This window comes from Bradyrhizobium sp. 62B, assembly GCF_030272265.2.
Taxonomy (GTDB): Bacteria; Pseudomonadota; Alphaproteobacteria; order Rhizobiales; family Xanthobacteraceae; genus Bradyrhizobium.
On the sequence record NZ_CP092841.2, the window covers coordinates 6,866,455 to 6,890,579 of the forward strand.

At 64.9% G+C, this 24,125-nt stretch carries 28 protein-coding genes; 14 read left to right on the top strand and 14 right to left on the bottom strand.

Translation table 11 applies throughout. The features are described from left to right. The first annotated feature begins 5 nt into the window (after window positions 1–5). Complete coding sequence (locus tag ML401_RS32945) at window positions 6–311, top strand: hypothetical protein (protein ID WP_285808225.1); 306 nt, start codon at window positions 6–8, stop codon at window positions 309–311. 152 nt (window positions 312–463) lie between these two features. Here the strand turns inward: ML401_RS32945 and ML401_RS32950 are convergent, their stop codons facing one another. After that, entirely contained in the window at window positions 464–1,654 is a 1,191-nt protein-coding gene (locus tag ML401_RS32950; RefSeq protein WP_212065165.1) for an HWE histidine kinase domain-containing protein, read from the bottom strand. Window positions 1,655–2,370: 716 nt separating this feature from the next. Between ML401_RS32950 and ML401_RS32955 the strand changes: the two genes are divergently transcribed. From ML401_RS32955 to ML401_RS32965, 3 genes are all read left to right on the top strand, one after another. Next, on the top strand, window positions 2,371–2,529 hold the full coding sequence (locus ML401_RS32955) for a hypothetical protein (RefSeq protein WP_212065164.1): 159 nt from the start codon (window positions 2,371–2,373) through the stop codon (window positions 2,527–2,529). Window positions 2,530–2,777: 248 nt separating this feature from the next. Further along, window positions 2,778–3,242: a hypothetical protein gene (locus tag ML401_RS32960; RefSeq protein ID WP_285808230.1), complete on the top strand. Its 465-nt coding sequence runs from the start codon at window positions 2,778–2,780 to the stop codon at window positions 3,240–3,242. A 125-nt stretch (window positions 3,243–3,367) separates the two neighbouring features. Further along, entirely contained in the window at window positions 3,368–4,390 is a 1,023-nt protein-coding gene (locus ML401_RS32965) for an LLM class flavin-dependent oxidoreductase (RefSeq protein ID WP_285808232.1), read from the top strand. A gap of 221 nt (window positions 4,391–4,611) precedes the next feature. Here ML401_RS32965 and ML401_RS32970 read toward each other — a convergent pair whose 3' ends face one another. Continuing rightward, complete coding sequence (locus ML401_RS32970; protein ID WP_194408510.1) at window positions 4,612–4,815, bottom strand: hypothetical protein; 204 nt, start codon at window positions 4,813–4,815, stop codon at window positions 4,612–4,614. Between the two features lie 401 nt (window positions 4,816–5,216). Here ML401_RS32970 and ML401_RS32975 point away from each other — a divergent pair, with 401 nt between their 5' ends. From ML401_RS32975 to ML401_RS32985, 3 genes are all read left to right on the top strand, one after another. Further along, window positions 5,217–5,561 (top strand): DUF1236 domain-containing protein, encoded by a 345-nt coding sequence (locus ML401_RS32975; RefSeq protein WP_194404737.1) that lies wholly within the window; start codon window positions 5,217–5,219, stop codon window positions 5,559–5,561. A 77-nt stretch (window positions 5,562–5,638) separates the two neighbouring features. Continuing rightward, entirely contained in the window at window positions 5,639–6,049 is a 411-nt protein-coding gene (locus ML401_RS32980) for a hypothetical protein (RefSeq protein WP_285808236.1), read from the top strand. Window positions 6,050–6,270: 221 nt separating this feature from the next. After that, window positions 6,271–6,804 carry a hypothetical protein gene (locus ML401_RS32985; RefSeq protein WP_371746207.1) on the top strand — a complete coding sequence of 178 codons (534 nt, stop codon included), beginning with the start codon at window positions 6,271–6,273 and terminating at the stop codon, window positions 6,802–6,804. A gap of 113 nt (window positions 6,805–6,917) precedes the next feature. Here ML401_RS32985 and ML401_RS32990 read toward each other — a convergent pair whose 3' ends face one another. Beyond that, the gene (locus ML401_RS32990) at window positions 6,918–7,196 is read right to left on the bottom strand and encodes a hypothetical protein (RefSeq protein ID WP_285808238.1); all 279 of its coding nucleotides are present in this window, start codon (window positions 7,194–7,196) and stop codon (window positions 6,918–6,920) included. A gap of 44 nt (window positions 7,197–7,240) precedes the next feature. Between ML401_RS32990 and ML401_RS32995 the strand changes: the two genes are divergently transcribed. Beyond that, a complete protein-coding gene (locus ML401_RS32995) occupies window positions 7,241–7,669 on the top strand; it encodes a hypothetical protein (protein ID WP_285808239.1) in 429 nt (142 codons plus the stop codon). 53 nt (window positions 7,670–7,722) lie between these two features. Here the strand turns inward: ML401_RS32995 and ML401_RS33000 are convergent, their stop codons facing one another. From ML401_RS33000 to ML401_RS33025, 6 genes are all read right to left on the bottom strand, one after another. Further along, the gene (locus tag ML401_RS33000; RefSeq protein WP_376717327.1) at window positions 7,723–8,193 is read right to left on the bottom strand and encodes a hypothetical protein; all 471 of its coding nucleotides are present in this window, start codon (window positions 8,191–8,193) and stop codon (window positions 7,723–7,725) included. A gap of 10 nt (window positions 8,194–8,203) precedes the next feature. Then, window positions 8,204–8,422 (bottom strand): hypothetical protein, encoded by a 219-nt coding sequence (locus ML401_RS33005; protein ID WP_194408475.1) that lies wholly within the window; start codon window positions 8,420–8,422, stop codon window positions 8,204–8,206. Window positions 8,423–8,512: 90 nt separating this feature from the next. Continuing rightward, on the bottom strand, window positions 8,513–10,072 hold the full coding sequence (locus ML401_RS33010; RefSeq protein WP_285808241.1) for a hypothetical protein: 1,560 nt from the start codon (window positions 10,070–10,072) through the stop codon (window positions 8,513–8,515). Between the two features lie 83 nt (window positions 10,073–10,155). Beyond that, window positions 10,156–11,295 carry a glycoside hydrolase family 5 protein gene (locus tag ML401_RS33015; RefSeq protein WP_285808243.1) on the bottom strand — a complete coding sequence of 380 codons (1,140 nt, stop codon included), beginning with the start codon at window positions 11,293–11,295 and terminating at the stop codon, window positions 10,156–10,158. Between the two features lie 2 nt (window positions 11,296–11,297). Then, window positions 11,298–13,475 (bottom strand): exopolysaccharide transport family protein, encoded by a 2,178-nt coding sequence (locus ML401_RS33020; protein WP_285808245.1) that lies wholly within the window; start codon window positions 13,473–13,475, stop codon window positions 11,298–11,300. Between the two features lie 77 nt (window positions 13,476–13,552). After that, window positions 13,553–14,200 carry a LysR family transcriptional regulator gene (locus tag ML401_RS33025; RefSeq protein WP_285808247.1) on the bottom strand — a complete coding sequence of 216 codons (648 nt, stop codon included), beginning with the start codon at window positions 14,198–14,200 and terminating at the stop codon, window positions 13,553–13,555. 198 nt (window positions 14,201–14,398) lie between these two features. Here ML401_RS33025 and ML401_RS33030 point away from each other — a divergent pair, with 198 nt between their 5' ends. After that, a complete protein-coding gene (locus ML401_RS33030; protein ID WP_376717399.1) occupies window positions 14,399–15,571 on the top strand; it encodes an MFS transporter in 1,173 nt (390 codons plus the stop codon). Here ML401_RS33030 and ML401_RS33035 read toward each other — a convergent pair. Continuing rightward, window positions 15,564–16,607, bottom strand: a complete 1,044-nt coding sequence (locus ML401_RS33035) for a zinc-binding dehydrogenase (RefSeq protein WP_285808251.1) — start codon at window positions 16,605–16,607, stop codon at window positions 15,564–15,566. The genes ML401_RS33030 and ML401_RS33035 overlap by 8 nt on opposite strands. A 13-nt stretch (window positions 16,608–16,620) precedes the next feature. Continuing rightward, a complete protein-coding gene (locus ML401_RS33040) occupies window positions 16,621–17,286 on the bottom strand; it encodes a class I SAM-dependent methyltransferase (RefSeq protein WP_194404745.1) in 666 nt (221 codons plus the stop codon). 279 nt (window positions 17,287–17,565) lie between these two features. Between ML401_RS33040 and ML401_RS33045 the strand changes: the two genes are divergently transcribed. The 5 genes from ML401_RS33045 (at window position 17,566) to ML401_RS33065 (ending at window position 20,086) form a co-directional block, all read left to right on the top strand. After that, a complete protein-coding gene (locus tag ML401_RS33045; protein ID WP_211415627.1) occupies window positions 17,566–17,892 on the top strand; it encodes a hypothetical protein in 327 nt (108 codons plus the stop codon). Between the two features lie 274 nt (window positions 17,893–18,166). Beyond that, window positions 18,167–18,652 carry a GreA/GreB family elongation factor gene (locus tag ML401_RS33050; RefSeq protein ID WP_285808254.1) on the top strand — a complete coding sequence of 162 codons (486 nt, stop codon included), beginning with the start codon at window positions 18,167–18,169 and terminating at the stop codon, window positions 18,650–18,652. A 10-nt stretch (window positions 18,653–18,662) separates the two neighbouring features. Further along, window positions 18,663–19,103, top strand: a complete 441-nt coding sequence (rnk, locus tag ML401_RS33055) for a nucleoside diphosphate kinase regulator (RefSeq protein WP_285808257.1) — start codon at window positions 18,663–18,665, stop codon at window positions 19,101–19,103. A gap of 226 nt (window positions 19,104–19,329) precedes the next feature. Further along, window positions 19,330–19,593 carry a hypothetical protein gene (locus ML401_RS33060; RefSeq protein ID WP_212065152.1) on the top strand — a complete coding sequence of 88 codons (264 nt, stop codon included), beginning with the start codon at window positions 19,330–19,332 and terminating at the stop codon, window positions 19,591–19,593. A 127-nt stretch (window positions 19,594–19,720) separates the two neighbouring features. Further along, entirely contained in the window at window positions 19,721–20,086 is a 366-nt protein-coding gene (locus tag ML401_RS33065; protein WP_285808258.1) for a BA14K family protein, read from the top strand. 107 nt (window positions 20,087–20,193) lie between these two features. Here ML401_RS33065 and ML401_RS33070 read toward each other — a convergent pair whose 3' ends face one another. From ML401_RS33070 to ML401_RS33080, 3 genes are read right to left on the bottom strand one after another with little or no spacing between them, the layout of a single operon-like run. Further along, entirely contained in the window at window positions 20,194–21,228 is a 1,035-nt protein-coding gene (locus ML401_RS33070; RefSeq protein WP_376717400.1) for a tripartite tricarboxylate transporter substrate binding protein, read from the bottom strand. A 10-nt stretch (window positions 21,229–21,238) separates the two neighbouring features. Next, a complete protein-coding gene (locus tag ML401_RS33075) occupies window positions 21,239–23,326 on the bottom strand; it encodes an acetate--CoA ligase family protein (protein ID WP_285808261.1) in 2,088 nt (695 codons plus the stop codon). A gap of 3 nt (window positions 23,327–23,329) precedes the next feature. Continuing rightward, the gene (locus ML401_RS33080; RefSeq protein ID WP_285812779.1) at window positions 23,330–24,121 is read right to left on the bottom strand and encodes an enoyl-CoA hydratase/isomerase family protein; all 792 of its coding nucleotides are present in this window, start codon (window positions 24,119–24,121) and stop codon (window positions 23,330–23,332) included. Window positions 24,122–24,125: the final 4 nt, after the last annotated feature.

Sequence of the window (24,125 nt, forward strand, 5' to 3'; positions counted from 1 at the left end):
ACTTCATGAGAATATTCACAATCTTGGCGGCCGCAGCCGGCACCCTCATGGTAACGGCTGCTTCGGCAGCTCCGCTTACCCTCAGCACGTCGTCCGCGCCGGAAAGCAACCTTCAAAACGTTCGCATGGTGTGCAACGAAGACGGACGGTGCTGGCGCGAGCGCAGCGAAAGACGCGTCATCATCCGCGAAGGCCGCGATGCCTACGGATATGCACCGCGTGAGCGCTACATCGAGCGGCGTGGCTATGAGGAACGCAGCGGCGTTGGCTTCCGTGCTCCGGGCGTAAGTGTCGGAATCGGCACCTACTGAGCGGCGAAGCGAGTGGATTCAACAGGCCGCGGTGCAAACCGCGGCCTTTTTGTTTGATTCTCAGGCAATCGGCGAGCCAAGCAGCGCCGGCCCAGCTGAGGAAGCCAGGACGCTTTCAACAGAGCTCGCGCACGGCTCGAACAAAAGCCAGCTCACGCGACCGTGGCGATCGAGCCGAGTGGCACGTCCAAAGCGTAAACGAATCCGTCCCGTTCATATGCGAGGCTTACCTGCCCGGTCAGTTGCTGACCGAGAGACCCCATCATCCGGGTGCCGAAACTCCGCCGTGTTGGCGGCTCGACCGGGGGACCGCCCCTTTCGGTCCAGACAAGGCGAAGCCTTTGCTTCGCCTCATCAATCGCCCACGAAATCTCGACGCGGCCTGTCGGGACCGACAGCGCGCCGAACTTGGTGGTGTTGGTGCACAGTTCGTTGAACGTCATCGCAAGCGCAATGACGGCGACGGAGGTAATCCGGATATCCGGTCCATTGAAGTGGAAGCGTCGGTCTCCCTGACTGTCGTAGGGCTCCGTTGCACTACTCAGCGTGTGGGTCAGGCTCGCATCGGCCCAACTCACCTGCATCAAGAGATCATGGGCTCGCCCCAATGCGAGCAGCCTGCCCTCCATGGCCTTCTGTCCATGCTCGATACTCGGCGCTCCGCGGAAGCTCTGGGACGCGATCGCACTCACCATGGCAAGCGTGTTCTTGACGCGATGATGCAGCTCTCCGAGAATCAGCTTCTGCAACTTGTCTGCGGCGCTTCGCTGCTCGGCATCGATACCGGCCTGAACGATCATAGCCTGTGCGTCGATTTCGGCCTGTTCGAGCAGCAAGCGAAGGCTGTCGTTCTCGGCAGACAGGGAAGCCTCCTGCTCCGACCGGGAGGTGGGCGCAGCGGTCCGCGCGGCGTCAAATATCCTGCTTGGCGTCCAGTCGCCTGCCGTCGGAACGATCTGCAAAGCACCCGCGCCGACCATGGCCTGCAACTCGGTGATCATTTGCTCGACACTGAGCGGTTTACCGAAAAACCTGCTGTCCACTGGCCGTTCCGCCTCGGACGGCTTCACTTGGCCGGACACCAGAATGATCTTGATCGAGGGCCAGCGCTCGTGCACCGCATGGGCGAGCTTGAGGCCATCGATGCTGCCGGGCATCTGAATGTCGGTCAGCAGCAGCGAGATGTCCGATCGGGACTCCAGAACCGAGATTGCCTCGTCGGCATTGATCGCCTCTATGGGACAGAACCCGGCATCCTCCACGATGTCGACCGCACGCATCCGCAGGATCATCTCGTCCTCCACGACGAGAACGTTCGGCACCTGGATTGGATCTGTCGACATGGTGATCTCGCTCTCTCTCGGCGGGCCCGAGCGGTCTCGGCACCCGCGCAATGCTCTAGGCCGATTGCCCTTGACCGACGTCCGCACCCATTGCTGCGCTTCTCGAGCGGAGAAGGCCAGCCAATTCGCCTGCGTCAGCGGTATCTCGTCTCGGCGCGACGGTCCGATCACGACCAGGTCGATCGGACGGAAGCACTGGAGGGTTGGGCTGATCCCTCAGGCGAGCGGATTGACGGACGACCGATCTATCGCCGGGCAGTCACGAGGCGAGCTTCCTGGATCTTCGTTCCAGCACCGGCGTGTCGCAAGCAGGAGGTGGTAAGGTCCGGCCAGACCTGTGCTGAGCAATCCGATGAAGCGGCTTGGATTGCGAGCCGGTCCCCTTTGGCCAGTGCCTGAAGCTCATCCGCCTGCACTTTTGGAGCAAAAGCCGGCAAAGCGATCACCGACGCTCCGAGGAGCACGAAAGCCGCGAGGGATGACAGAGGTCCTACCATTTTGTTCTGCTGACTTTTTGTCGTCGACCCTGCCACGTCTGAGGATCCGGCATGACAACAACCATAACGAGATATTGTTCCCGTTTTTCAACTCTGCCGTTTGGTCTTGCTCATTCCTGTGGCTGCTGCGCCTCGGGTATCCTGCGGAGCGACGCGCGCTGACGCAACAGATCTGAACCATTGGCCCTGCTAATCGTCATCCTCTGTGGAGGACAACAGATGATGGAAGACCAATTGGCGCGCCAGGAGCAGATCGCTTCTCGTTTAGAGCAATCCAAGCGCCTGCTGCGGGCTGCGAAAAGCCCCACGACCACGCAGCGCATTGGGAAGCTGATCAGTGCCCTGGAGCGGGAGCAAGCCGAAGAAAACGAAAAATAATCACCGCTCGCGGCCACGGCCCCCCGGGTCAGGCTTGCGCCGGCATGGAGCGTCACGGCGTCAACGCTAGCGATGGGTCGCAGCTCCCACTCGACGAACTGAAAGACCCGCCAGCTATCATCACCGCCGCCGTTAACCCTGTCGGCAAATGATCCGCCGCAGGTCGGCGGCCGCCGTCAAAGTTGCCTTATTGGCGCGGAGAATTTTCCGCGGGGGCTAACTTGGGTTAGAGGCGCGTGATGCTGAGAATGGCGCTGTTGGGCCTCCTCATCCTGTTGAGTGTGGGAATGCTGTCGGCCATGGAGCTGAGCGCCCCACCGCGACGCGCCGCCGCGATCATCCAGCCGCCTGCCGAAAGCATAGGCATCTCTGCTACGCATGATGCGCTAGAGAAGGCGGATCGCCTCGAAGTCGCCGCCGTAAGCAGCGCGGTGCCGATGGCGCCAACTTCGGTCGGCACCCCCGTTGCTCCGCAGGACGTCCACGTCGGTTCGTCCGCGCCGGCGCCGATCGTCCGTCAGCGAAACAAGCCGAAGCCGGTCGCCAGCGCCGAACGTCCCAAGCCCAAGCCCAAGCCCAAGCCAAAAGCAGCTGTCGTCAAGCGGACAGCCAATGTTCAGCGCGCAAAGGCCGCCAGCGAGAGCGAGTCCTGTCGGCTCAAGGCGTTCGGCGGCTTGCTCAAAGCGCTGAACTTGGCCCGCTGCGAAATCTGAGGACTCCGCGAGCAGCCGAGCCGGCCTGCTTGCTTCAAGAGGCACTTACGGGCGACACGCATTGTCGCCATCTTTCCCTCGGCCAACGTCTCGCAAACTGTTCCGATCATCCCTAAATTGCCCGCATGAAGAAGATCGGATTCCTCTCCTTTGGGCACTGGACGCCCTCGCCGCAATCGCAAACCCGCTCCGCCGGCGACACGCTGCTGCAATCGATCGAGCTTGCGGTTGCGGCCGAGCAGCTCGGGGCCGACGGTGCCTATTTCCGCGTGCATCATTTCGCGCGGCAGCTGGCTTCGCCCTTTCCGCTGCTCGCGGCCGTCGGCGCCAGGACCAGCACGATCGAGATCGGCACGGCCGTGATCGACATGCGCTACGAGAACCCGCTCTACATGGTGGAGGACGCCGGCAGCGCCGACCTCATCGCCGGCGGGCGGCTGCAGCTCGGCATCAGCCGCGGCTCGCCCGAGCAGGTGATCGATGGCTGGCGCTATTTCGGCTATCAGCCGGCCGAAGGCCAGAGCGATGCCGACATGGGCCGGCGGCACGCCGAAGTCTTTCTCGACCTCTTGCGCGGCGAAGGCTTTGCCGAGCCCAATCCGCGGCCGATGTTTCCCAATCCGCCGGGCCTCTTGCGCCTCGAACCGCATGCGCAAGGCCTGCGCGAGCGGATCTGGTGGGGCGCCGGCTCGAATGCGACCGCCATGTGGGCGGCCAAGCTCGGCATGAATTTGCAGAGCTCGACGCTGAAGAACGACGAGACCGGCGAGGCCTTCCATGTGCAGCAGGCCGCACAAATCCGCACCTACCGCGCAGCGTGGAAGGATGCCGGCCACGCCCGCGAGCCCCGCGTGTCCGTCAGCCGCAGCATCTTCGCACTGATGAACGATCGCGACCGCGCCTATTTCGGCGGAGAGCGCGACGGCGAGGACCAGATCGGCTTCATCGACCCGCAGACCCGCGCGATCTTCGGCCGCTCCTATGCAGGGGAGCCTGACGTGCTGGTCGAGCAGCTCAAGCAGGACGAAGCCATCGCCGAAGCCGATACGTTGCTGCTGACGATCCCGAACCAGCTCGGCGTCGATTACTGCGCGCATGCGATCGAGGCGATTTTGAAGCACGTCGCGCCGGCGTTGGGGTGGCGTTAAGGCACTGCCGTGCGTTCAGCCTGTTCACGCGAGCCGCGCCCTGGGCCGCTTGCGGGAGGGCTTCTCGCAGGCCGAATTAGCCAGCCGCATGGGCGGCGAAAGGACCAGCGATCGTTAGAGAGCGAATGACGAAACGGTGACAATTCGATGATGCCGGGCGATGTCCCTCGTGCGCCTGATCTGACCGGCTCGCTCGCCGAAGCGCTGCGACGACCGTGATGTCACCACAAGGCGGCGTTCGCGGCCTGCTGGTAGATCATCGCGGCAACGAGGGAGAGCAGCAGGCCTGCGCCTGCAAAAATCGCCAGCACCTTCAGAGTTTCGACGTCGACATTGGTTCGCGTCGCGCGGGATATTGCCCTTGCCAGTGCAGCCATCATCGCCAGCTCCGAACCGGGCCGCGCGGCAGGCGGGGCCTGCTTCATCTAACGTCATTGGCGGGGTTTGCGTGTGAAGCAGATTACAAGTGAGCTTGCGTTACGAAGGCGAGCCGCTGCTCTCGAACGCGAAAAAGGCTGCCACCGGCATGATGGTCGGTGCAACCTCGGCTACTTCAAATCAGGCAGATGACGCGGGCCCCGGTTCTTCCGTCACAGACCGGGGCCCTTCGCGTTCAATGCATATGGCCAATGAGATAGATGCCGCCGCCGACAACCAGGATGGCGGGCACGGCCCAGAGAATCAACACAGGCATTTTCCTCTCCTCCAATCAGCTGCTCCCACCGATCAAAACAGGAAAAAGTGGCAAACGTTCCCTCGCCAGCGGAACGGGCAGGTAGATGGCGAGTTCATTGCAGCGCCGCACACAGCGGCGAGGGAGAATGCGATGAAGAAATTCATACTGATATCGGCCGCCGCTTTGCTCGTGTCGACGAGCGCGATGGCCCAGACCACTGTCGTCACCACGACCGGCGCCGGCCATGGCGCTGCGGTGCAGATCGAGCCGGAATATCGCACCAAGATCCGGTCCTACGTCACCGAGCACAAGATCCGCCCCGTCGAAACGCGCGAGAAGATCGTGATCGGCTCGCCGGTGCCGCGCGACGTCGAGCTCGCGACCGTTCCGAGCGACTGGGGTCCTTCGCTCACCAAGTATCGCTACGTCTATTCGGGCAGCCACGTGATGCTGGTCGATCCCGAGACCCGCATGGTCGTCCAGGAGGTCGACTAACGCCCCGAGCGGCGGGCCGTGGAGGAGCGGCCCGCCGCGTCATCGCACCTTGTTCATTCCCCCCGCGGTCTTCCCTGATGCCCATCGTTCGATACTTTCTGTTTGCAGGCGCATTCGTCGTCGCGCTGCTGTTCGCACTCGATCGCGCTCTGCCACCGCTTGCCGAGAGTTCCGTAGGCCCCGGCGTCGACCGCAGCATCATCCGCATCCACTCCGCACGCGCCTGGCCCGAAAAGATCATCTTCGATACGTCCACAGAGATCGCGACCATGGTCTCATCGCCCCTGCTTGCCACCGAGCGGCGGGACGATTCCAGCCAGGCGTTTGCGATGGCGGCGCCGCAGACGCCGGAAACGAAGATCACACCCGCATCTCAGCCGAGCGCCGTTCGAGCAACGAGCTTTCGCGCGAAGCGAACGGCGCGTACAACCGCTGCCCGCCGGCCCTACGAGCGCCAGGTGATGGTCGGCGCATTCTCAGAGAATTGAACTCTGCCCCGGCGCACGGCGCGTTCGTTTCCGCAAGCGTTCAGCGCGGATGAACAACGAATGAATGAGCGAGCGCGGCGCGCGGCCGCGCCGCCGCGGAACTCAGCACGAGCACGAATCTGTGTGTCAGCGTCTTCCGACACAGGAACGTTTGCGCGATTGCCAGTTTATCCCGGGCCTGATTTGGCAATTTGGTTTTTGAAAACCTGGAGGAGAACGACATGAGGATCCTGAAGCTTTCTGCGGCTGCGGCCGCGCTGCTCGCCGGCACGGCGCTCGCCGTTGCGCAATCGAGCTCGACCGTCGGCACCGGCGGTTCGTCGGCGGGCGGCGGCACCAGCAGCTCGACCGTCGGTACCGGCGGATCTTCCGCAGGCGGCAGCGGGTCGGGCTCGGCCTCGACGCTCGGCACCGGCGGCTCGTCGGCCGGCGGCGGCACCAGCAGCTCGAGCGTGGGCACGGGCGGCTCGGCGGCGGGTAGCGGCTCAGGCAGCGGCTCGGCTTCGACACTCGGCACCGGTGGTTCATCGGCCGGCGGCGGCAAGAGCTCGTCCAGCGTCGGCACCGGCGGCTCGGCGGCGGGCAGCGGCTCCAACTCCGCATCGACCGTCGGCACCGGCGGTTCGTCGGCCGGCGACGGCAAGAGCGGCTCGACGGTCGGCGCGGCCGGCTCGTCTGCGGGTCACGCCAGCGACATGGGCATGGAAAAGGGCAAAGGCCACCACAAGGACGAGATGAAGAAGGACAAGAATTGATGCCTTGACCGGGGAGCGGCAGCGATGCCGCTCCTTCGTCTTTGTTGGAGGAGAACTCGCATGAACAGATCAATCAAAGCGATCGCAGTGTTGGCCTTGATGACCGGCGCTGCTCAGGCGGCGACCGTGGAAAAGACAGGCAAGACGGCATCGGGCGAGACCTGCAAGGTCACGGTCGAAAAACATGCCGACGGCAGCATCAGCGCGGTCGGCTCATCGGGTTCAGGCACCACCGGATCAACCGCGTCGAGCGGTTCGCTGTCGAGCTCGAGCTCGGCGGGCGGATCGTCCGTGCACGTACAGGCGGGCGGCGGCAGCGTCTCAAGCTCCTCGTCGACGGCGGGCGGTCCTGGCACCACCAGCGCCAGCACCATCACCGTCAACGGCTGCACGATCTCGACGTCATCCCCATAAGATTCACCGAGAGGATTGAAACATGAAAACCCTGCTTACGACCTCGGCGGTCGCATTGCTGCTCGCCGCCGCTTCACCGGTTCTCGCCCAGAAGAGTGTCACGGGCGGAAGCGCCGGCTCGGCCGCGGCGGGCGGCACCTCCGCCTCCACGGTCGGCACCGGCGGCACCTCGACCTCGGCGACAGGCAATACCGGCTCGTCGATCGCCGCCGGCGGAAGCGCAGCGGCCGTCGACGGCAAGACGCAGACCGGCGTCAGCACGAACAAGGGCAACGGCCCCGTGATGAACTCCAACGCCCGGGCGCAGGCCCATGACGGCGGCACGTTCAGCCGCTCGCATACGCGCACCCAGGTCAAGGCCGGCGAGCAGGTCGGCTCGACCACCAAGACGATGTCGCATGTGCCGGGCTCGAAGCCGACCATGTCGACGACGTCAACGACCTCGCGCTAATCCTCACGACCTGCTGCCCGGCTCGACCGGGCAGCTTTTTTCTTCGAGCCTGCTCACCCGCCGCTCAGGCTGTGGCTGATCCGTGTGACGACCCGGTCCCATTGCCGCTTCTCGGCCGCGGGATAATTGACCAGCACACAGTGCACATAGCCGCGCGTAAAATTGCAGCGGTCGTACCAGATCTTGTCGCGCTTGATGCTGGAGACCACGAAGAAATTCGGCGTGATCCGCTTATAGACGATACCGGAGGGCGGATCCTTCCTGGCCAGGAATTGCGCCGGTGAAAGACCCTGCCTGTTGGAAACGGCCTGGACGGTGAGATCGGCCCTGCCGTCGGACGTGCGAAACTGCTGGCCATAGCCGTCGGGCTTGCCGGCCATTTCCGTGAAAATCGCGACGGGAATGTCGACGGAGGTCCCCGACTCGGGAATCCGGTAGCTGCTCCAGCTGTCGGCCCGGGCAACGAAGGGGGTGGCGGACAGCGCAAGGGCGGCCGCAAGGATCGTCTTAAGCATCGTCTTCATATCGGCCTCATCAGTTGCGCGGCGCCAGTTGCAGCTCCATCAGCGCGATCCGCTGCAAATTCCCGACGTTGCGCTCGCCCGCACCAGCCGTGCGCAGGATGGATTCCGCGAGCGCGTTGACGTGCGAGGCGTGCACCGGCTCCGGCAGGGTGGCAACCGCAGCTTCCAGGGCGGTCGTCATGATCTCGATCACCTCGGGGGAGAATTCAGCGTTGGAAAAGTTCTTCATCGTGTGCATCGGCCGCTGGTGCGGGCCGTCGGTCAACGCCAGGAAAAAGTGGAAGTTCCTGAACGGGTGCGCGTCGAGCTGAACGTCCGCTTACGTCACGGGCTGGTAGCCCGCGAGCGGCTCGCGTTCCGCGTCCTCGCTGGCGACGGCCTGCATTCTCACATGGCTGCCGATGACGAGGCCCGTGAGCGAGAGCATGAGCCCCAGCGCGAGCGGCGCGAACAAGGCCTCTTCCTGAAACAATCCGTTGAGCAGCACGACCATGACGCCGAAGCCGGCCAGACCCTGCGTCAAATAGCCCGACGAGGCGTAGAGGCGCCAGGCCTTGAGCGCGACCGCGAAATAGAAGGCCAGCGGCACGAAGGCGGCGATGCCCATCTGGTACAAGAGAACGCCGATCGCGCTCTCGACCGCGCCATCGATCGTGCCGGCCGCCTGCGCGGCGCTCCAGTCGATGGAGAAATAGCTGTCCGACAAATTGCCGCCGATGCCGAGGCCCCGGCCGAAGGGTCTCTGCACGAACCCGTCCAGACCACCCATCAGCCCGATGACGTGATAGTCGCCGATCTGCAGTCCGAGGCGGATCGCCAGAACCGCGAAGGCGATCATGCCGAGAAAGCCGAGCAACAAGGTCAGCACGGCGCCGAGCAGACGGGTCGCGATCCAGGCCGCAACCACGAAGATCACCACGATGATCGCGCCCTTCACGCTGCAAAGAACCAGCAGCGGCAAGGCCGCGAGGGCCAGCAGCGGTCGTCCCACCGAGAACAGGAACAGGGCGAGAAAGCCGATCCCGTAAGCGAAGCTGATCGGGTGCATGTTCGGACCGTTGATGCGCAGCAGCTTCGACAAGCCGAACCCTTCGAGCAAGGGTGTGTTCAGAAAGTCGAAGCTGAATCGGTCCTTGAGATCGACGGGCACATTGCCGGTGGCCCTCATCTGGGCCTCCCAGACACCCGAATGGGTCGCCTTGAGCTCGTCGAAGCCCCAGAACGTATAGCCGTTGGTGATGGCCAGCCAGGCATCGCGGAACACGAGCTCGACGTACCCACACAGGATGAGCATGGCCGCCAGCGTCACCAGGAACGGCGTGATGCGCACCTCGTAAGTCGCGGCCGTCAGCAGCGAGAGCTGGAACAGGAACAGCGGCAGCACGATGTTGCGCAGATAGACCGCGGCCGGCTGTCCGTCCTGAATGAAGCCGATCGCGAAATACACCGACACCACGGCGAGAGTGACGACACCCCAGCGCATGATCCGGTTCACTTCAGCCGACTGATTCCTCTGCCCCAGCACGTAGAGGCCGAACGTCGCCAGCCACATGACGGAGCAGACGAGGAAATTGTAGCCCTTGATGAAGTCGAGATCGGACGGCAGCGGCACCAGTGGCGACAGGATCGAGACGAACAGGTTCTGGAAGAACAGCACGAAGATCGCGATGGCCGGCGCATAGGTCGGGACCGCCAGAACGATGGCGATGCCGACGAGGACTTCGACAGCGATAGCCAGCGCCGGGTTGGCCAGATGCAGGACCGGCGCAAAGCCGATCGTGGCCGTGGCGATGCAGAACATCGCGATCATCTCGCGCAAGGCCGGCGCCGACGGCTCGGCCTGCACGCTTTGATCCTGGGTCAAGTCCCCGGCGCTCATCGATCGTCCTTTGCAACGCGCGGAGGTGACGATAGGGGCCGATGCGTAAGGATTCGTTAACGATAGCGGCCCGCGCCGGGCGATCAGCGCCGGCCGGGCCGGGTCGCGCCGAGCAACGCCCGCATCACGTCGGGATCGGGCCTGCCGGTGCTGCGGTCGACCAGGCCAAAGCCCTGCGCCAGCTCCCAATGCGCCCAGCCCCAGCAATGCTCCCTGGCATAAGCGGTGAGTTCCGCCAGCCAGCGCAACCGGCTTTCCCGGGGCGCGCCGGCTTTCAACACGCCGAATTCGTTGACGATGATCGGCCGCGCGAATTGCTGCTGCCATTGCAGCGCGGGCGCGAGCCAGCGGTCGACCGTCGGCTTGTCCTTGGCGGCTGTGATCGCGACATCGAGCATGCCGAGCGCCTTGGTCGCGCCCCTCGCCTGCAGATCGTGGCGGATCGCCTGAACCTTGGGATCGCCGGCGTTGAGCGGATAAGGCAGATCGATGATGTCGTGCAGCGGATCCTGTGCATCCCAATGCGCCTGATGGGTGAACACCATGGGATCGTAAAAGTGGATGGCGTAGACGACGTCAGGATCCGCCAAGGGGCGGAATCGCGGCAGCGAATCCGCGCGCTGCCAATTGACCGGACCGACGATGAGCGTGGTCGCGGGAAGCAATTTGCGGACGAAGGCGGCGAGCGTCTCGACCTCGGTCTGCCATCTGTCCGCGTCGATATCGGGCTCGTTGAGCAGCTCGGCGAAAACGCGCTCGGCCGGATAGGATCGAATGACTCCGGCAAGCCCGGCCCAGGCCTCCTGCATCTGATGCAGCGCCGCGTCCGGATCCTCCTTGTGCACCCGATTGAAGCGATCGCCGGGATGAAGATCGACGGAGGTGGCATAGCCGAGCGCGGTGAGCTGCTTCAGCGCCTTGTCGAGCGCGCCGAGCGTCATCTCGCGCTCTTCCTTCGATGCGAAACGAGGCATCACGCGCTCGGCCGGCACCGGCAGCCGGACATGGCTCATGCCCGACTTGCGCAATTGCTGCAGCAATTCGCGGCTCGGCACCTCGCCGTTGATCCAGCCATCGGCATTGAAGCCGCGCGACAATGCGGCGAGCCTGCCGGATGCGACAGTCTGCGGCACGGGCACGCAGGTTTCAGCGAAGGCCGGCGGGCCGAAGCAGATCGACAGCAGCATCGCAGCACTCAGCAGACGACGGCGCGAGCCTGTCATCGCTAGACCGCAAGACCCAATGCGCCGCCCTCGGGGTGCGGCGCTTGCGAGCCCGCGGGCGCATGATTGACGACGAGCCCCGTCGGCACGGCCTCGTACCGCGACAATGCTGCGGTCACCCGGCGCATCGCTGCCGATCCCAGCTCGCCGGCGCGCGCCACCAGCACGATCAGATCCGCATGAGCCGCCAGCGCGATCGCGTCGGGCTGCAAGGCGAGATTGCCGGCGTGGACGATGATCAGGTCGAACTCCGCCCGGATATCGTCCTCAGGTCCCGCATCGGGCTTGCGGCCGGCGCTCAGCAGCTCGTCGATCGACTGTAGTCCCGCCGTGGTCGAGCCGTCGTTCCATTCGGTCACCGGCGGCTGGTGACCTGCGAATTCGCTCTGCAGGCGGATCAGGACGCTCATCATGCCGCGGTTCACGGCGGCGCGATTCAGCGAGCGCGCGACGGTGTTGCCGCCGGCACTCTTGCCGACCGACAGCACGAGGGCGACCTTGCAGCCGCGCACCCGCACGCGATCGATCCGCTCCAGCAGCGGCCGCAGATGGGCACTGAGATCGAGCTCGGCGGAGGTCGCGATCGGCCTTTGCCAGACGGTGTTGGTCGCGGTCCCCGGTGCCAGATCGGGGATGCGTGCCCAGACCGGAAGCCGCGGCATCGCCTCGGGACGGGTTGCGTCAGCGGCCGGAGGTTGAGCTTGAGGCTGAACTTGCGGCTGGACTCGAGGCTGGGCTTGCCGGCCTCGCGTGTTCTTCGCCGCGGCCTGCATGGGAGCTTCAGCAAGCGCGGACTGGTCGGACAGACTCGTCATCACCGCGACGGCGGCGGTCGATGTCAGGAGCGAGCCGATCGCCAGCGCCGCCAACAGCAGCGCCAGCGGCGGGCGTGTCGAGCGCAGCGGCGGAATGGCGGGTGACGCGATCTTGGTCTGCGACGCCTGCAGCTGACGCTGCTCGTTGGTGGTCTTGAACCGCGACAGGAACTGCTCGTAGATGTTGCGGTTGGCGTCGGCGTCGCGCTGCAGCTCCTGCAGCTTCACCAGGGCCTGGCCATCGACCAGCATCTGCGTCTCGACCGACTTGAGCTGCTTTTCCAGCGCGTTCTGCTGCTCCAGCTGAGCTTCATATTCGGACTTGGCGGTTTCGATGTTCTTCTTCCGCTCGACCTCGATCTGCCGGTTGATGTCGGCGAGCTGGCTGTAGGAGATCGCGAGGTCGGGATGGCGGTCGCCATACACCGCCTTCTTCTGCGCGATCTGGTCGTTCAGGGTCGAGCGCTGCGCCCGCAGCATGCTGAGGAGATCCTGCTTCACCGGCCCTTCGACATTGGCCTTGAGATCGCGCTGCACCTGCTCGTAGCGCGCCTTGGCTTCCTCGGTGCGAAGACGCGCGGCGGAGACCTGCTGGTTGAGATCGGTCACCCGCAATTGCTGCGTGGTGGAATCCTTGCCGGCATTGAGGATCTTGTGCTCGAGCCTGAAGGCGGCGACGGCGTCCTCGGACGCGCGCAGGCGCTCGTTCAATATCTTGAGCCGGTCCTTGAGCCAGTCGGCGGCCTCGTCCGTCGCCTCGGTGCGGACGCGGCCCTGGCTCGCGACGAACGCCTCGGCGATCGCGTTGGCGTAATAGGCAGCGCGTTCCGTGCGGTTCGAAGTGAAGGAGATCGCGATGACGTAGGTGAGCCCGCGGCGCGTGATCTCGAGGCGGCTGCGGAATTTTTCGAGCAGGCGCGTCATGTCGGTGTGACCGCCCGCAATGTCGTCGTCCTCGGCGATCTTGAGCTGCTCGATCAGGGGGCGGAGAAATCCGTCCGACTTGGCGATCTCGATCTGGCTCTGCAGCGCCGCGGCGTCCTGGCCGATGCCCGGCAGAACGTCCTGCTCCGTCGTGACGCGCAGCTCCCGGGGATCGAGCACGACCAGCGCCGTCGCGGCATAGCGGACCGGCAGAACCATGAGAACGATGACACCGAGAGCAAACAGCGCCAGCGCCAGGGTGAGAATGCGCCGGCCGTTCTCGCGCAGGAAAGAGAGTGCTCCGGAGACGGTCAGCGATCCCTTGATCAGCGCCGGCGCAGCGGCGTCGGCCTTCGGCCTCGCAGCCCGCGGCGCTTCCCACGAAGCCGCAGGCTCCGTCGGGGCGATGCTTCGCGGAGATGCGCGGCTACCGAACGCCATGGGGTTGGACTCGAAATCAACTGACTGTCATAGCTCAAAGGCTTTTCACACCGTAAATATCCATGGTTAACCGGCGGTTACGGCCGGCGCGAAGCCGTCATGGTGCGCGGCTTGGCTGGGCCGGCGACCAGCGACACTCTCGGTGTGGCGCGCTCGAGCTCGACATCGCCAAGCAGGCAGGACCGCAGGGTCTCGATCTCCGGGCAATCGGCGGTTCCGAGCGGGCCGATCAGGAAGCCGCGCTCCAGAGGCTCGCATTTGTAGCCTGGACAGCGCTGCACCCTGTCCGCGATCACGACATCGACCTTGCCTTCGAGCAGCTCGTGCAGCCCCGCCGGCTGGCTGATGCGGATGGCGAGCTGCGGCTCGGCGCGGCGGAACCGGGCCAGGCGCGCCCGCAGCCCGTCGACGGCAAAACTGGCGTGAAGCCCGATATGAAGCATAGCAGTGACGCCCTCGGGCTTGAGCTCGGCGGTGGCCTCGGCAAGGCAACGAAACGCCTGACGGACCTGCTCCAGATAAGTCTCGCCGGCCGACGTCAGAATGACCTGCCGTGTCCGGCGCTCGAACAGCTGCACCCCCAGCCGCTCCTCCAGCAGGCGGACCTGCTGGCTGACCGCACCGGCCGTGACGTGCAGCTCGTGGGAGGCCTGCTTGAAGCTGAGATGACGGGCGGCGGCCTCGAAGGCGCGCAGGGCATTGAGTGGCGGCAGAAGATACGTCATGGCCGGCTCCGGACGATGCGGGGGGAGACCGGCAGGATGCATGAGTTTCGCTCGCGCGACAAAAGAGAAATCCTGCTTTGTCGCCGGCGACGGCGAGCGATACCCCGGGGCCGACCCTAGCGCAGCCCGAGGAAACCAGTGCCGCTTGAAAAGCCGTCGATCGAAAATTCGTACTCCTGGATTCGTCTCACCGTCTCCATGGCCCTCAGCACGCTGGGCTGCGTCGGCATGTGGTCGCTGGTGGTGGCATTGCCGGCAGTGCAGGCCGATTTCAATGCGCCCCGTGCCGCGGCGGCCCTGCCCTACACGCTCACCATCATCGGCTTCATGATCGGCGGCATCGTCGTCGGCCGCCTGGCCGATCGCTTCGGCATCCTGCTGCCGCTCGCCGGCGGCACGATCCTGATGAGCCTCGGCTACGTCCTCACCGCCTTCGCGCCGAGCCTGCCAATGTTCGCGCTGATCTCGGGCGTCACGATCGGCCTCGGCGGCGCGGCGAGCTTCGCGCCGCTGGTGGCCGATGTCTCCTTGTGGTTCGACAGGCACCGCGGCCTCGCCATTTCCCTGGCGACGGCCGGCAGCTCCGTTGCCGGCGTGGTCTGGCCACCCATCGTCCAGCACACCATCGCCTCGTACGGCTGGCGGCAGACCCATGTCGGCATCGGCCTGTTTTGTTTGGCAACGATGCTGCCGCTCTCGCTGGTGCTGCTGCGGCGGCCGCCGACCCAGACGGCTGCGCGCGAAGCGACGAGCCGCAGCAACACGATGCAGTCGATCGGCCTGTCCCCTTCCGTCACCCAGGGCCTGCTGGCCCTCGCCGGCATATGCTGCTGCGTCGCCATGGCGATGCCGCAGGTCCATCTGGTCGCCTATTGCGGCGACCTCGGCTACGGCTCCGCGCGCGGCGCCGAGATGCTGGCGGTCATGCTCGGCTTCAGTGTGGCGAACCGTCTGTTCTTCGGCTGGCTGTTGAACCGCATCGGCGGCCTGCCGACGCTGCTGCTGGGCTCGGCGATGCAGGCCACGGCACTCGCACTCTATCTGCCGTTCAACGGCCTGGTCTCGCTTTATGTGGTGTCGGCTATATTCGGACTGGCGCAGGGCGGCATCGTGCCGAGCTACGCCGTGATCATCCGCGAGCTATTCCCCGCGCGGGAAGCCGGTTTTCGCATCAGTCTCGCCATCTCGGTCACGCTCGCCGGCATGGCGCTTGGGGGCTGGATGGCCGGCGCGATCTATGATGCGACCGGCTCCTACGCGTCGGCGCTGATCAACGGCATCGCCTGGAATATCGTGAACATGGCGATTGCAGCCTGGCTGCTGCAGCGCCAGCGCCGACATATCGTCGGCGCCTGCGCCGCGCTCAGCTGATGTTCAGCAGGATTCGCCCCGACGTGCCGCTGCGCATCAGGTCCAGCGCGTCGTTGACGCCGTCGAGTGCGAACTCGTGTGTCACGATACCGCGATAGTTCACCTTGCCGGCGTCGCTCAGGCGAACCAGCCGCGGGATATCGCGCGCCGGCTGGCATTGCCCGCCTTCCGAGCCCTTCAGCACCTTCTCGAAATGGAGCGGCAGCGTGTAGATCTCGGCCTTCTCGCGGGGAACACCGACGAGGATGCAGCGGCCCTTCTTCGCGGTGATCTCGTAGGCGAGCTCGATCAGATTCTTGACGCCGGTGGTCTCGACGACCTTGTCGGGTCCGTCAGCGCCGGTGATGGAACGAACCTCGGCGGCGACATCCTTGGCCGCTTCGGAGTTGATGAGATGCGTCGCGCCGAACTGCCTCGCCATTTCAAGCTTGTTGTCGAGACGATCGATCGCGATCACGGGATAGGCGCCGACCATCGCGGCAAATTGCACGATGTTCAATCCGACGCCGCCGACGCCGAACACGACGACGGCTTCGCCGATGGCGATCTGCGCGTCGTTGTTGACGACGCCGAGCGCGGTCGTCACGGCACAGCCGAGCAGCGGCGCGCTGGTGCGGTCGATCGAAGCCGGAACCGGGGTGACCCGATTCTCCGATACCACGGCATATTCATTGAAGGTGGTGACCCAGCCGGCGTTGAGCCGCTTGCCGCGCCAGGAATAGACCGGCGTGTTGGACTGGACGCCCTTGCCCGGGCGCCAATGCATGACGACGGTATCCCCCTCTTTGCAGGACACGACGCCGGGTCCGGTCTCGACGATCGTGGCCAGCGCCTCGTGACCCAACAGGTGCGGCAGGAACTTGTCGACGCCCTTGACGGCGTCGATCTCGTTGATCTGCGCGCCGCAGATGCTCGACGTGTGCACATGCGCGAGCACCTGGCCGTGTTCGAGCCTGTCCGGCAAGGTGAATTCGTCGACGATCAGCGGCTTGCCCGATTCGACGAGAATAGCCGCCTTGGCAGTCTTGATGTCCATGGGGCGCGCCCGATCACTCGAAATAGATGAATTCGTAATCGCCGGTGTAACCGAGCTTTCCGTACAGCCAGATCCATTCCGAGGTGTGCAGGATGGACTCCGCCGTCAGTGCCCAGCATTCGAGATTGTGCAACTCGGCGACGTTCCGGTAGCCCTCGACCATGACGTATTTGTTCTTGCCGACCCGCTCGACCTCCTTGAGGGCCGCCTCGAGTTCGTACAGTCGCAGATTGTGCAAGGTGCCGAGCGAGATGACGAGGTCGAAACTGTCGTCGCCATAGGGATAGACGTCCTGGGCGCGATAGTTGAACAGATACGGCCTCACCTGCTCGTGCGAATTGGCGAGCCCGTGCTTGGAAATATCGAAGCCGACGACCTTCAAGCCCGGCAGGATCTTCTGCATCTCGTACAGCAGGAAACCCTTGCCGCAGCCGACGTCGAGCACGCTGGAGCCGTCCTTCAGACCATAGGTCTCGATCAGCGCCTTGGCGACCGGCGCCCAGCGCCCCTCGATGAAGCGGTAGCCGCCATAGCCGAAGCGGCGGTCGCCGTCCCAATAATCGGCCTCGTATTCCCGCGCTTTCAGCGAGCAGCCGATCTTGTCGTCGTTCATACGGCCCATGTAGTCGCGCTTGGTCGCCGTATGCAGCGGCGTCACGATATTCAGCAGTCGTCCCATTCAGCCCTCGGATTCCAAAGCGCGTTGCGATGGCCGCGACCGGCCGGGGAGCCGTGAGTCGCGACTTGCGAGTCCTTCTAGCATTGGTGGTCGAGATCATCATTGCTGCAGATCAATGATGGGAAGTCCTGCGACGGCTTGGTCAGCCGCCCGCCGAGCACGACGGAGCCTTTGCGGGGCGCGGAGCCCCGGCCAGGTTCCAATGCGGCTGGCAGCAGTGACATGAATGCGCGGGGAACGCGGATGCGAAGCACGGCGTTGGCGCGAAGGGAGATCACCATGCCGACCAAACCGACCATCGCCCGCATCTGGCGAGGTCGCACCCGCCGCGATGTCGCCGACGCCTACCAGGCCTATCTGCAGGCCGAGGGCATTCCGCCGCTGCGTAAGACCGCGCTCGGTGTGCAGCAATTACGCGAGGACCGCGACGAGGAGACCTGGTTCACGACCATCTCCTATTGGGCGGACATCGCAGCCATGACGGCCTTCACCGGGGGCGAGCCGACCAAGGTCCATCATCTCGCGCGCGACGCGGAATTCCTGATCGAGCTGCCGCAGCGCATCGAGATTCACCGCATCCTGATCGACGAGCAAGGACTGCGGTGAAAGGCCGAGCCACGGAACGTGAGGCTCGCTTCGCTGCCCAATCGCAGCTTGCTGCAAATATCCGATCGCTCGCGGCTGTGCGGTTTCGCCGCAATGTTTCCAGCGGAATGAATCACTATAGTCGGAATGTCATGGCATATGTCGTCGACATAGACGCGCGCACCGCGCGTTTCGGTCTTCACGCCGGCCGCCTCCAAGCAGGCGGTTAGCCGGACGGTGTTCGCGCCGTCCGGGCTCTTTTCCAGCTTTCGTGACCTCTGCCTGAGAGGTCGTCTTGAAGCAGAAGGAGTGTGCCGTGCTGCCTCTTCCGAAAATTGCGCTCGTCGCATCTGAATATCCGCGGCTCGAACAGCTTGCCCGCCGCGCCGCCCAACGAGGTGATTTGGACGGAATTTTCCTGCTGGGGGAAATCAATCGCGCCGACATCGTGCCGGACGAATGGGACGATCTACGTTCGCGGGTGATCGTCGGATCATGGGTCACCTTTTGCACGAACTGGGGCGTTCCGCGTCGCATCGTGCAATTGGTCTGGCCCGAGGAATGTTGGTCGGATCCCGCCCGCATTTCGGTCCTGACGCCTTTGGGAGCGGCTTTGATCGGCCTGCAGGTCGGCGATCAAATGCCGTACTTCGTCGCCGGCTGCCTGAATGTCGTCAGGGTTTTGAACGTCACCCGATCAAGCCCGAACGTCGTTCCGCTCTTTCCGGCAGGTCGGCGCAGCCGGCCGCTCGACGATGATCCTGGACCGACTGCAGCATAGGAGAAACCAAATGCAGAACTTCGAAGCCGAGATTCGGCGGGACCAGCCCGCGCTGCCGCCGATCAAGCTCGCAAAAGACGAATCGCGGCGTCTCAGCTCGCTGGCGAATTCGACCATGGATCTGTTTCCCCGCGTCGCCCAGTTTCTGGCCCGCGAGTTGGACCGCGCGACGGTCGCGGAAGAGAACGACTTGTGCGGCGTGGTCAGGATGGGCTCCAAAGTGACCTATCGCGATGACAGGGGTGCGAGCCGCGAGATCGTGCTGGTCTATCCGCACGAGGCCAACATCGCGCTCAGCCGGATCTCGATCCTGACGCCCGTCGGAGCGGCCCTGATCGGCCTCTCGGTGGGACAGCGCATCGCATTCGAGACACCGGACAAGCGCATCAGAGGGCTGACCGTTCTTGCCGTCTCCGAACCGGAAGGGAACGACCGATCCGACTGCGCATGACTCTTTCGCGTTAGCCGGGCGCGCCGCTCCTTGATGCGCGCCCCGCCTGCACAGGTTTGACAGACGGCCTGCGATGGAACTTGCTGTAGCACAACGAGCTCCCCTCCAGGGCTCGCTAGCCTATTCTAGGGGGCGAACTCACGGAGCGGCACGGAGGTCGACGTCGTCCGAAACGCCTCATCGCCCTTCGCAATTGACCTCGTCAGGCACGGGAACGAAAACAATCATGAAGAACATCAGTGCCGGCCAGATCGCCCTGTTGGTTGCGCTCGGAGCCTTGTTGATCCTGACGTGCGTCTGGGGATTTTCAGTCTGGGAAACCAGCAGCGGCGTCGAGATGGGCAAGCATGGCTGGATCGCGCTGGGCCTCGGAGCCTTCTTCTCCCTGCTGATCGGCTGCGGGCTGATGGCCCTGATGTTCTTCAGCAGCCGCAGCGGCCACGACGACGTCGCCGATCCCTTCCGCCGGCGGGACGGCGAGGACCGCTAGCCACATCTCGGGCTCGCATCCTTACCAACAATTCATGTTCCGCGACCCTCTGTCGCTCGTTTCGCGCTGAAGGAACGGAGCGCACAAGCGGCCGTTGCTCCCCATCCTCAACAACACGGAGCCCGACATGAAAATGCGCAGAACTTTCGTCGCCCTCGCGGCCGCTGGAGCGATGCTCTCGACCGCGGGATCACCGGTGCTTGCGGCGCCTCTGCCGATCGCGAATCCGGGTGCTGACTCCGGCTTGCAGCAAGTGCAGTACCGGCACTGGCACGGACATGGGTATCGGCATGGCTATTACGGGCACCACCACGGTGGGAACGGCGCAGCCGTCCTTGGCGGCTTGGCGGCCGGCGCCATCATCGGCGGCGCAATCGCCAGCAGCCAGGCTCAGGCCAACGCGACCTCCTACTGCGCCCAGCGCTATCGCTCCTATGACCCCGGCTCAGGAACTTATCTGGGTAACGACGGTTTGCGTCACCCCTGTCCGTGACGCACGCATGAGAGACGACGGCAGCCTCCCCCGCGATGCGAGAGGCTGCCGGCCTACGGTAGAGACGTTGCGGCCCATCCCAAGGGTGATCGAACGCGCCTGCGATGCTATTGCACCTCGATGTTCGCGTCCTTGACCAGCTTGCGCCAGCGCGCCTCCTCCTGGCCGACATAGCGGTCGAGTTCTTCCGGCGTGCTGCCGACCATGATGAGACCTTCGTTCGCCTCCAGCTTCTTGAAAGCACCGGACTGAACCGCCTTTGCGATCGCCTGATTGAGGCGCGCAATCACCGGCGCCGGCGTCTTGGCCGGAGCGTACAAGCCGTACCAGGATTCGGCGGCGTAGCCGGGCACGCCGGCCTCGGCAACGGTCGGCAACTGCGGGAACGCCGCCGAGCGCTCGGCGGATGTGACGGCCAGCGCCCGGAGCTGACCTGCGGCCACCAGCGAAGCCGCGCTCGCCACGGTGGTGAACATCACGTCGATCTGGCCGCCCAGGAGATCGCTGATCGCGGGCGCCGCGCCCTTGTAGGGCACCGCCGTCATCTTGACCTTCGCCATGGAGTTGAACAGCTCGCCGGCGAGATGCGCCGAGGTGCCGGTGCCGAACGTGCCGAAATTGAGCTTGCCGGGATTGGCCTTGGCCTCCGTGATCAAATCCGAGATCGAGTTGATCTTCGATGCCGGGTTGACCACGACGATGTTGAAGGAGCGCGCGATCAGCGAGACCGCCGCGAAATCCTTGTGCGGATCGAACGGCAGCTTGTTGTACAGGCTCGGGTTGACCGCGTGCGCGAATGTCGCCATCAGCAGCGAATAGCCGTCGGGCTCGCTGGTCGCCACCGTCTGGGTTCCGATGATGGTGCCGGCGCCCGGCTTGTTCTCGATGATGACGGACTTGCCGAGATCCGTCTGCAGCTCCTGCGCCGTCGTTCGCGCCATGATGTCGGTGCCGCCGCCGGCTGCGAAGGGCACGACGATCTTGATGATCTTATCGGGATATTCGGCGCGCGCCGGCGTCAGTCCGAGCCCCGCGACGATCGCACAGGCGAGGATGGCGAGGCTCTGCCGGCGCCGCACGGAATTCTTCTGCCGCGCGCCGTCGTGATTGATGCTTCCGCTGCTGGCCATCTGGAGCTCCATCCCACTTTGTTCAGACATTGAGAACAACCAATCCGTCCGCTGCCTTCACGCCCTGGCCCGCCGGCAGCACGAACACCGGATTGATCTCCGCCTCGGAAAGTCGATCCCCGAGCTGCGCAACCATGCGCGAGAACGCGACCACCGCTTCTGCGAGCGCTTCGACGTCGCATGTCGGCCGGCCCCGAAAGCCATCCAGCAACGGCCATGTGACGAGATCGCGCGCCATCGCGCGCGCCGCGGACAGATCGAGGCCGCCATTCGGCGGAAGCAGACGCATCGTCGTGTCCTTGAACAATTCGGCCGCGACGCCGCCCATGCCGAGAAGGATTGCCGTTCCCAGGGAATCACGGTGCATGCCGAGAATGATCTCGACGCCGCCTGAGATCATCTCCTGAACCAGGAACTGCTCGGGTCGCTTCCCGGCCCTGGCCTCGACCTCAGCCGCCATCGCAGCCAGGCGATCGCCGATCACTTCAGTGGTCAGGTTAATCGCGACGCCGCCGACATCGCTCTTGTGCGCGATCTCGCGCGAGAGGACCTTGAGCACGACACGGCCCCCGAGGCCGCGCGCCGCCTGCTCGGCTTCGCGCGCTGTTGCGACCACTTTCTCCGCCACGACAGGAATCCCAAACCGGGCGAACAGCGCCTTGGCCTGGGCTTCATCGAGCGATCCCGCCGGGAAGCCGCTGGCATCCGCCGCGGTCGGGGGCGAAGCGGATGTCTGGACCTGCTCAGGCATTGCGGCTCGCAACAGCCCGTCGAGCGCCGCAGTGCAGCTCTCGGCCGAGGTGTAGGCGGGGACGCCGCGCCGGGTCAGCACAGCCACCACCTCGGGCGCGTGGGGACTGACATAGGCGATGACCGGCTTGTCGCTGAGCGGCAAGCAGTCATGGATGGCGTCGGCCATCAGGGCCGGCGACCCCACGGCCGACGAGCCGGCAATGACGATGAGCGCGTCATAGGACGGACTTGCGAGCACGATGCGGATGGCGCCGCGCAGCAGATCCGGCTGCAGGCCGGCGAGGGTCACGTCGATCGGATTGCGATCGAGGTTGGCATGCGAGCCCGACTGCAGGCTGCGCAATTGCGCAGCCGTCTCCGCATCGGGCGCGGGTGTGACAAAGCCTGCGACACCGAGACTGTCCGATACGATCGTGCCGGCGCCGCCAGTCGAGGTGAGGATCGCGACACGCCGGCCGGAAAGCTTCCGCCCCGCACTGAGGGCTGCGGGAATGTCGAGCAGATCTTCGAAGGTCCGGGCGCGGATCACGCCGAGCTGCCGGAACAGGGCGTCGTACATGCGGTCGGAGCCGGCCAGCGCGCCGGTGTGCGAAACGGCCGCCTGCGCGCCCGCCTCCGATCGCCCGATCTTGAAGGCGACGATGGGCTTGCCGGCGCGGCGCGCCTTGAGCACCGCCTCACGAAAGCGGAGCGGATTGCGGATCGCCTCGATATAGAGCGCAATGACTTTGGTCGCATCGTCCCCGGCGAGGAAGTCGATGAAATCGGAGAGCTCGAGATCGGCCTCGTTGCTGGTCGACACCAGCTTGGACAGCCCGACCCCGCGCGCCGCGGCGCGCGACAGCATGGCGCCGAGAATCCCCCCGCTTTGCGAGATCAGCCCAATGCCCCCGGCCGGGAAGTCGTCCATCGCCAGCGCGCCCGACGCCGACAGCACGATATTGTCGGTGAGATTGACGAGACCGATCGTGTTCGGCCCGAGGACCCGCATCGATCCGGCGGCTTGCATGAGCTGGTGCTGGCGCGCGGCACCTTCCGCTCCGGTCTCGGTGAAGCCGCTGGCGAGAACGATCGCGGCGGCGGCTCCCCGCTCGGACAATTCGCGCACCGCGATATGCGCGCGCTCGGCGCCGACGAGGACAAGGCCGACGTCGGGCACATCAGGCAGCGAGGCGACGTCGGCGTAGCACTTGATGCCGCCGATCTCTGCGACCTTGGGATTGACGGGATAGATCGCACCCGCAAAGCCGTGCTTCTGAAGATAGGACACAGGTCGCCCCGACGTCTTGCTGGGGTCTGCGGACGCGCCGATGATGGCGATGCTGCGCGGCCGGATCAGGCGTTCGATCGCGTTCATCGCTCAGTCCTTCGACGAGGATTGCGCGAGGAACGCCGCCACCGCGTCGCGATGCTCCGTGCTGGTGTAGCAAATGGCCTGCGCCTGGCTGCCGAGATTGAAGATGTCGTGCGCGGAATGCTCGAAGGTCTCGTTCAGGATCTTCTTGCTCAGCGGCAGAGCGGTCGGAGACCCCTGAGCCAGCTCGGCCGCCCAGGCCTGCGCGGCCGGCAGCAGCTCGGCCGAAGCCACCTTGCGATCGACGATGCCGAGCGCGAGCGCTTCGTCGGCCTCGACGACGCGGCCGGTGAAGATCAGCTCCTTGGCCTTCGCCAGCCCGACCCGTCGCGGCAGGAAATACAGCCCGCCGCCGTCGGGGATCAAACCGCGCTTGATGTAGGACCAGGTGAATTTCGATCGTTCCGTTGCCATGACGAAGTCGCAGGCCAGCGCGGTGTCCGCACCGAGCCCCGCGGCGGCGCCGTTGACGGCGGCAATGGTCGGCTTCGGAAGGCCCAGCAGCAACGACTGCACGTGATGCACGCCCTGCTGACGGCTCCATCCGTTGAATGCGACCTCGCCCTGCGGCGCTTCGAGCCGGCGCTTCATGCCGCTGATGTCGCCGCCGGCACAGAAGGCCTGGCCGCGCCCGGTGAGCACCAGGGCCTTGATCGCCTTGTCGCGGGCGACGGTTTCGAGCGCGCCGGCGAATTCGGCGCGCATCTCGTCGCTCATGGCGTTGCGGCGTTCCGGCCGGTTGAAGGCGAGCGTCGCGACACCGGCCTCGACGGAAAATTCGATGAGCTGATACGGCATGAGC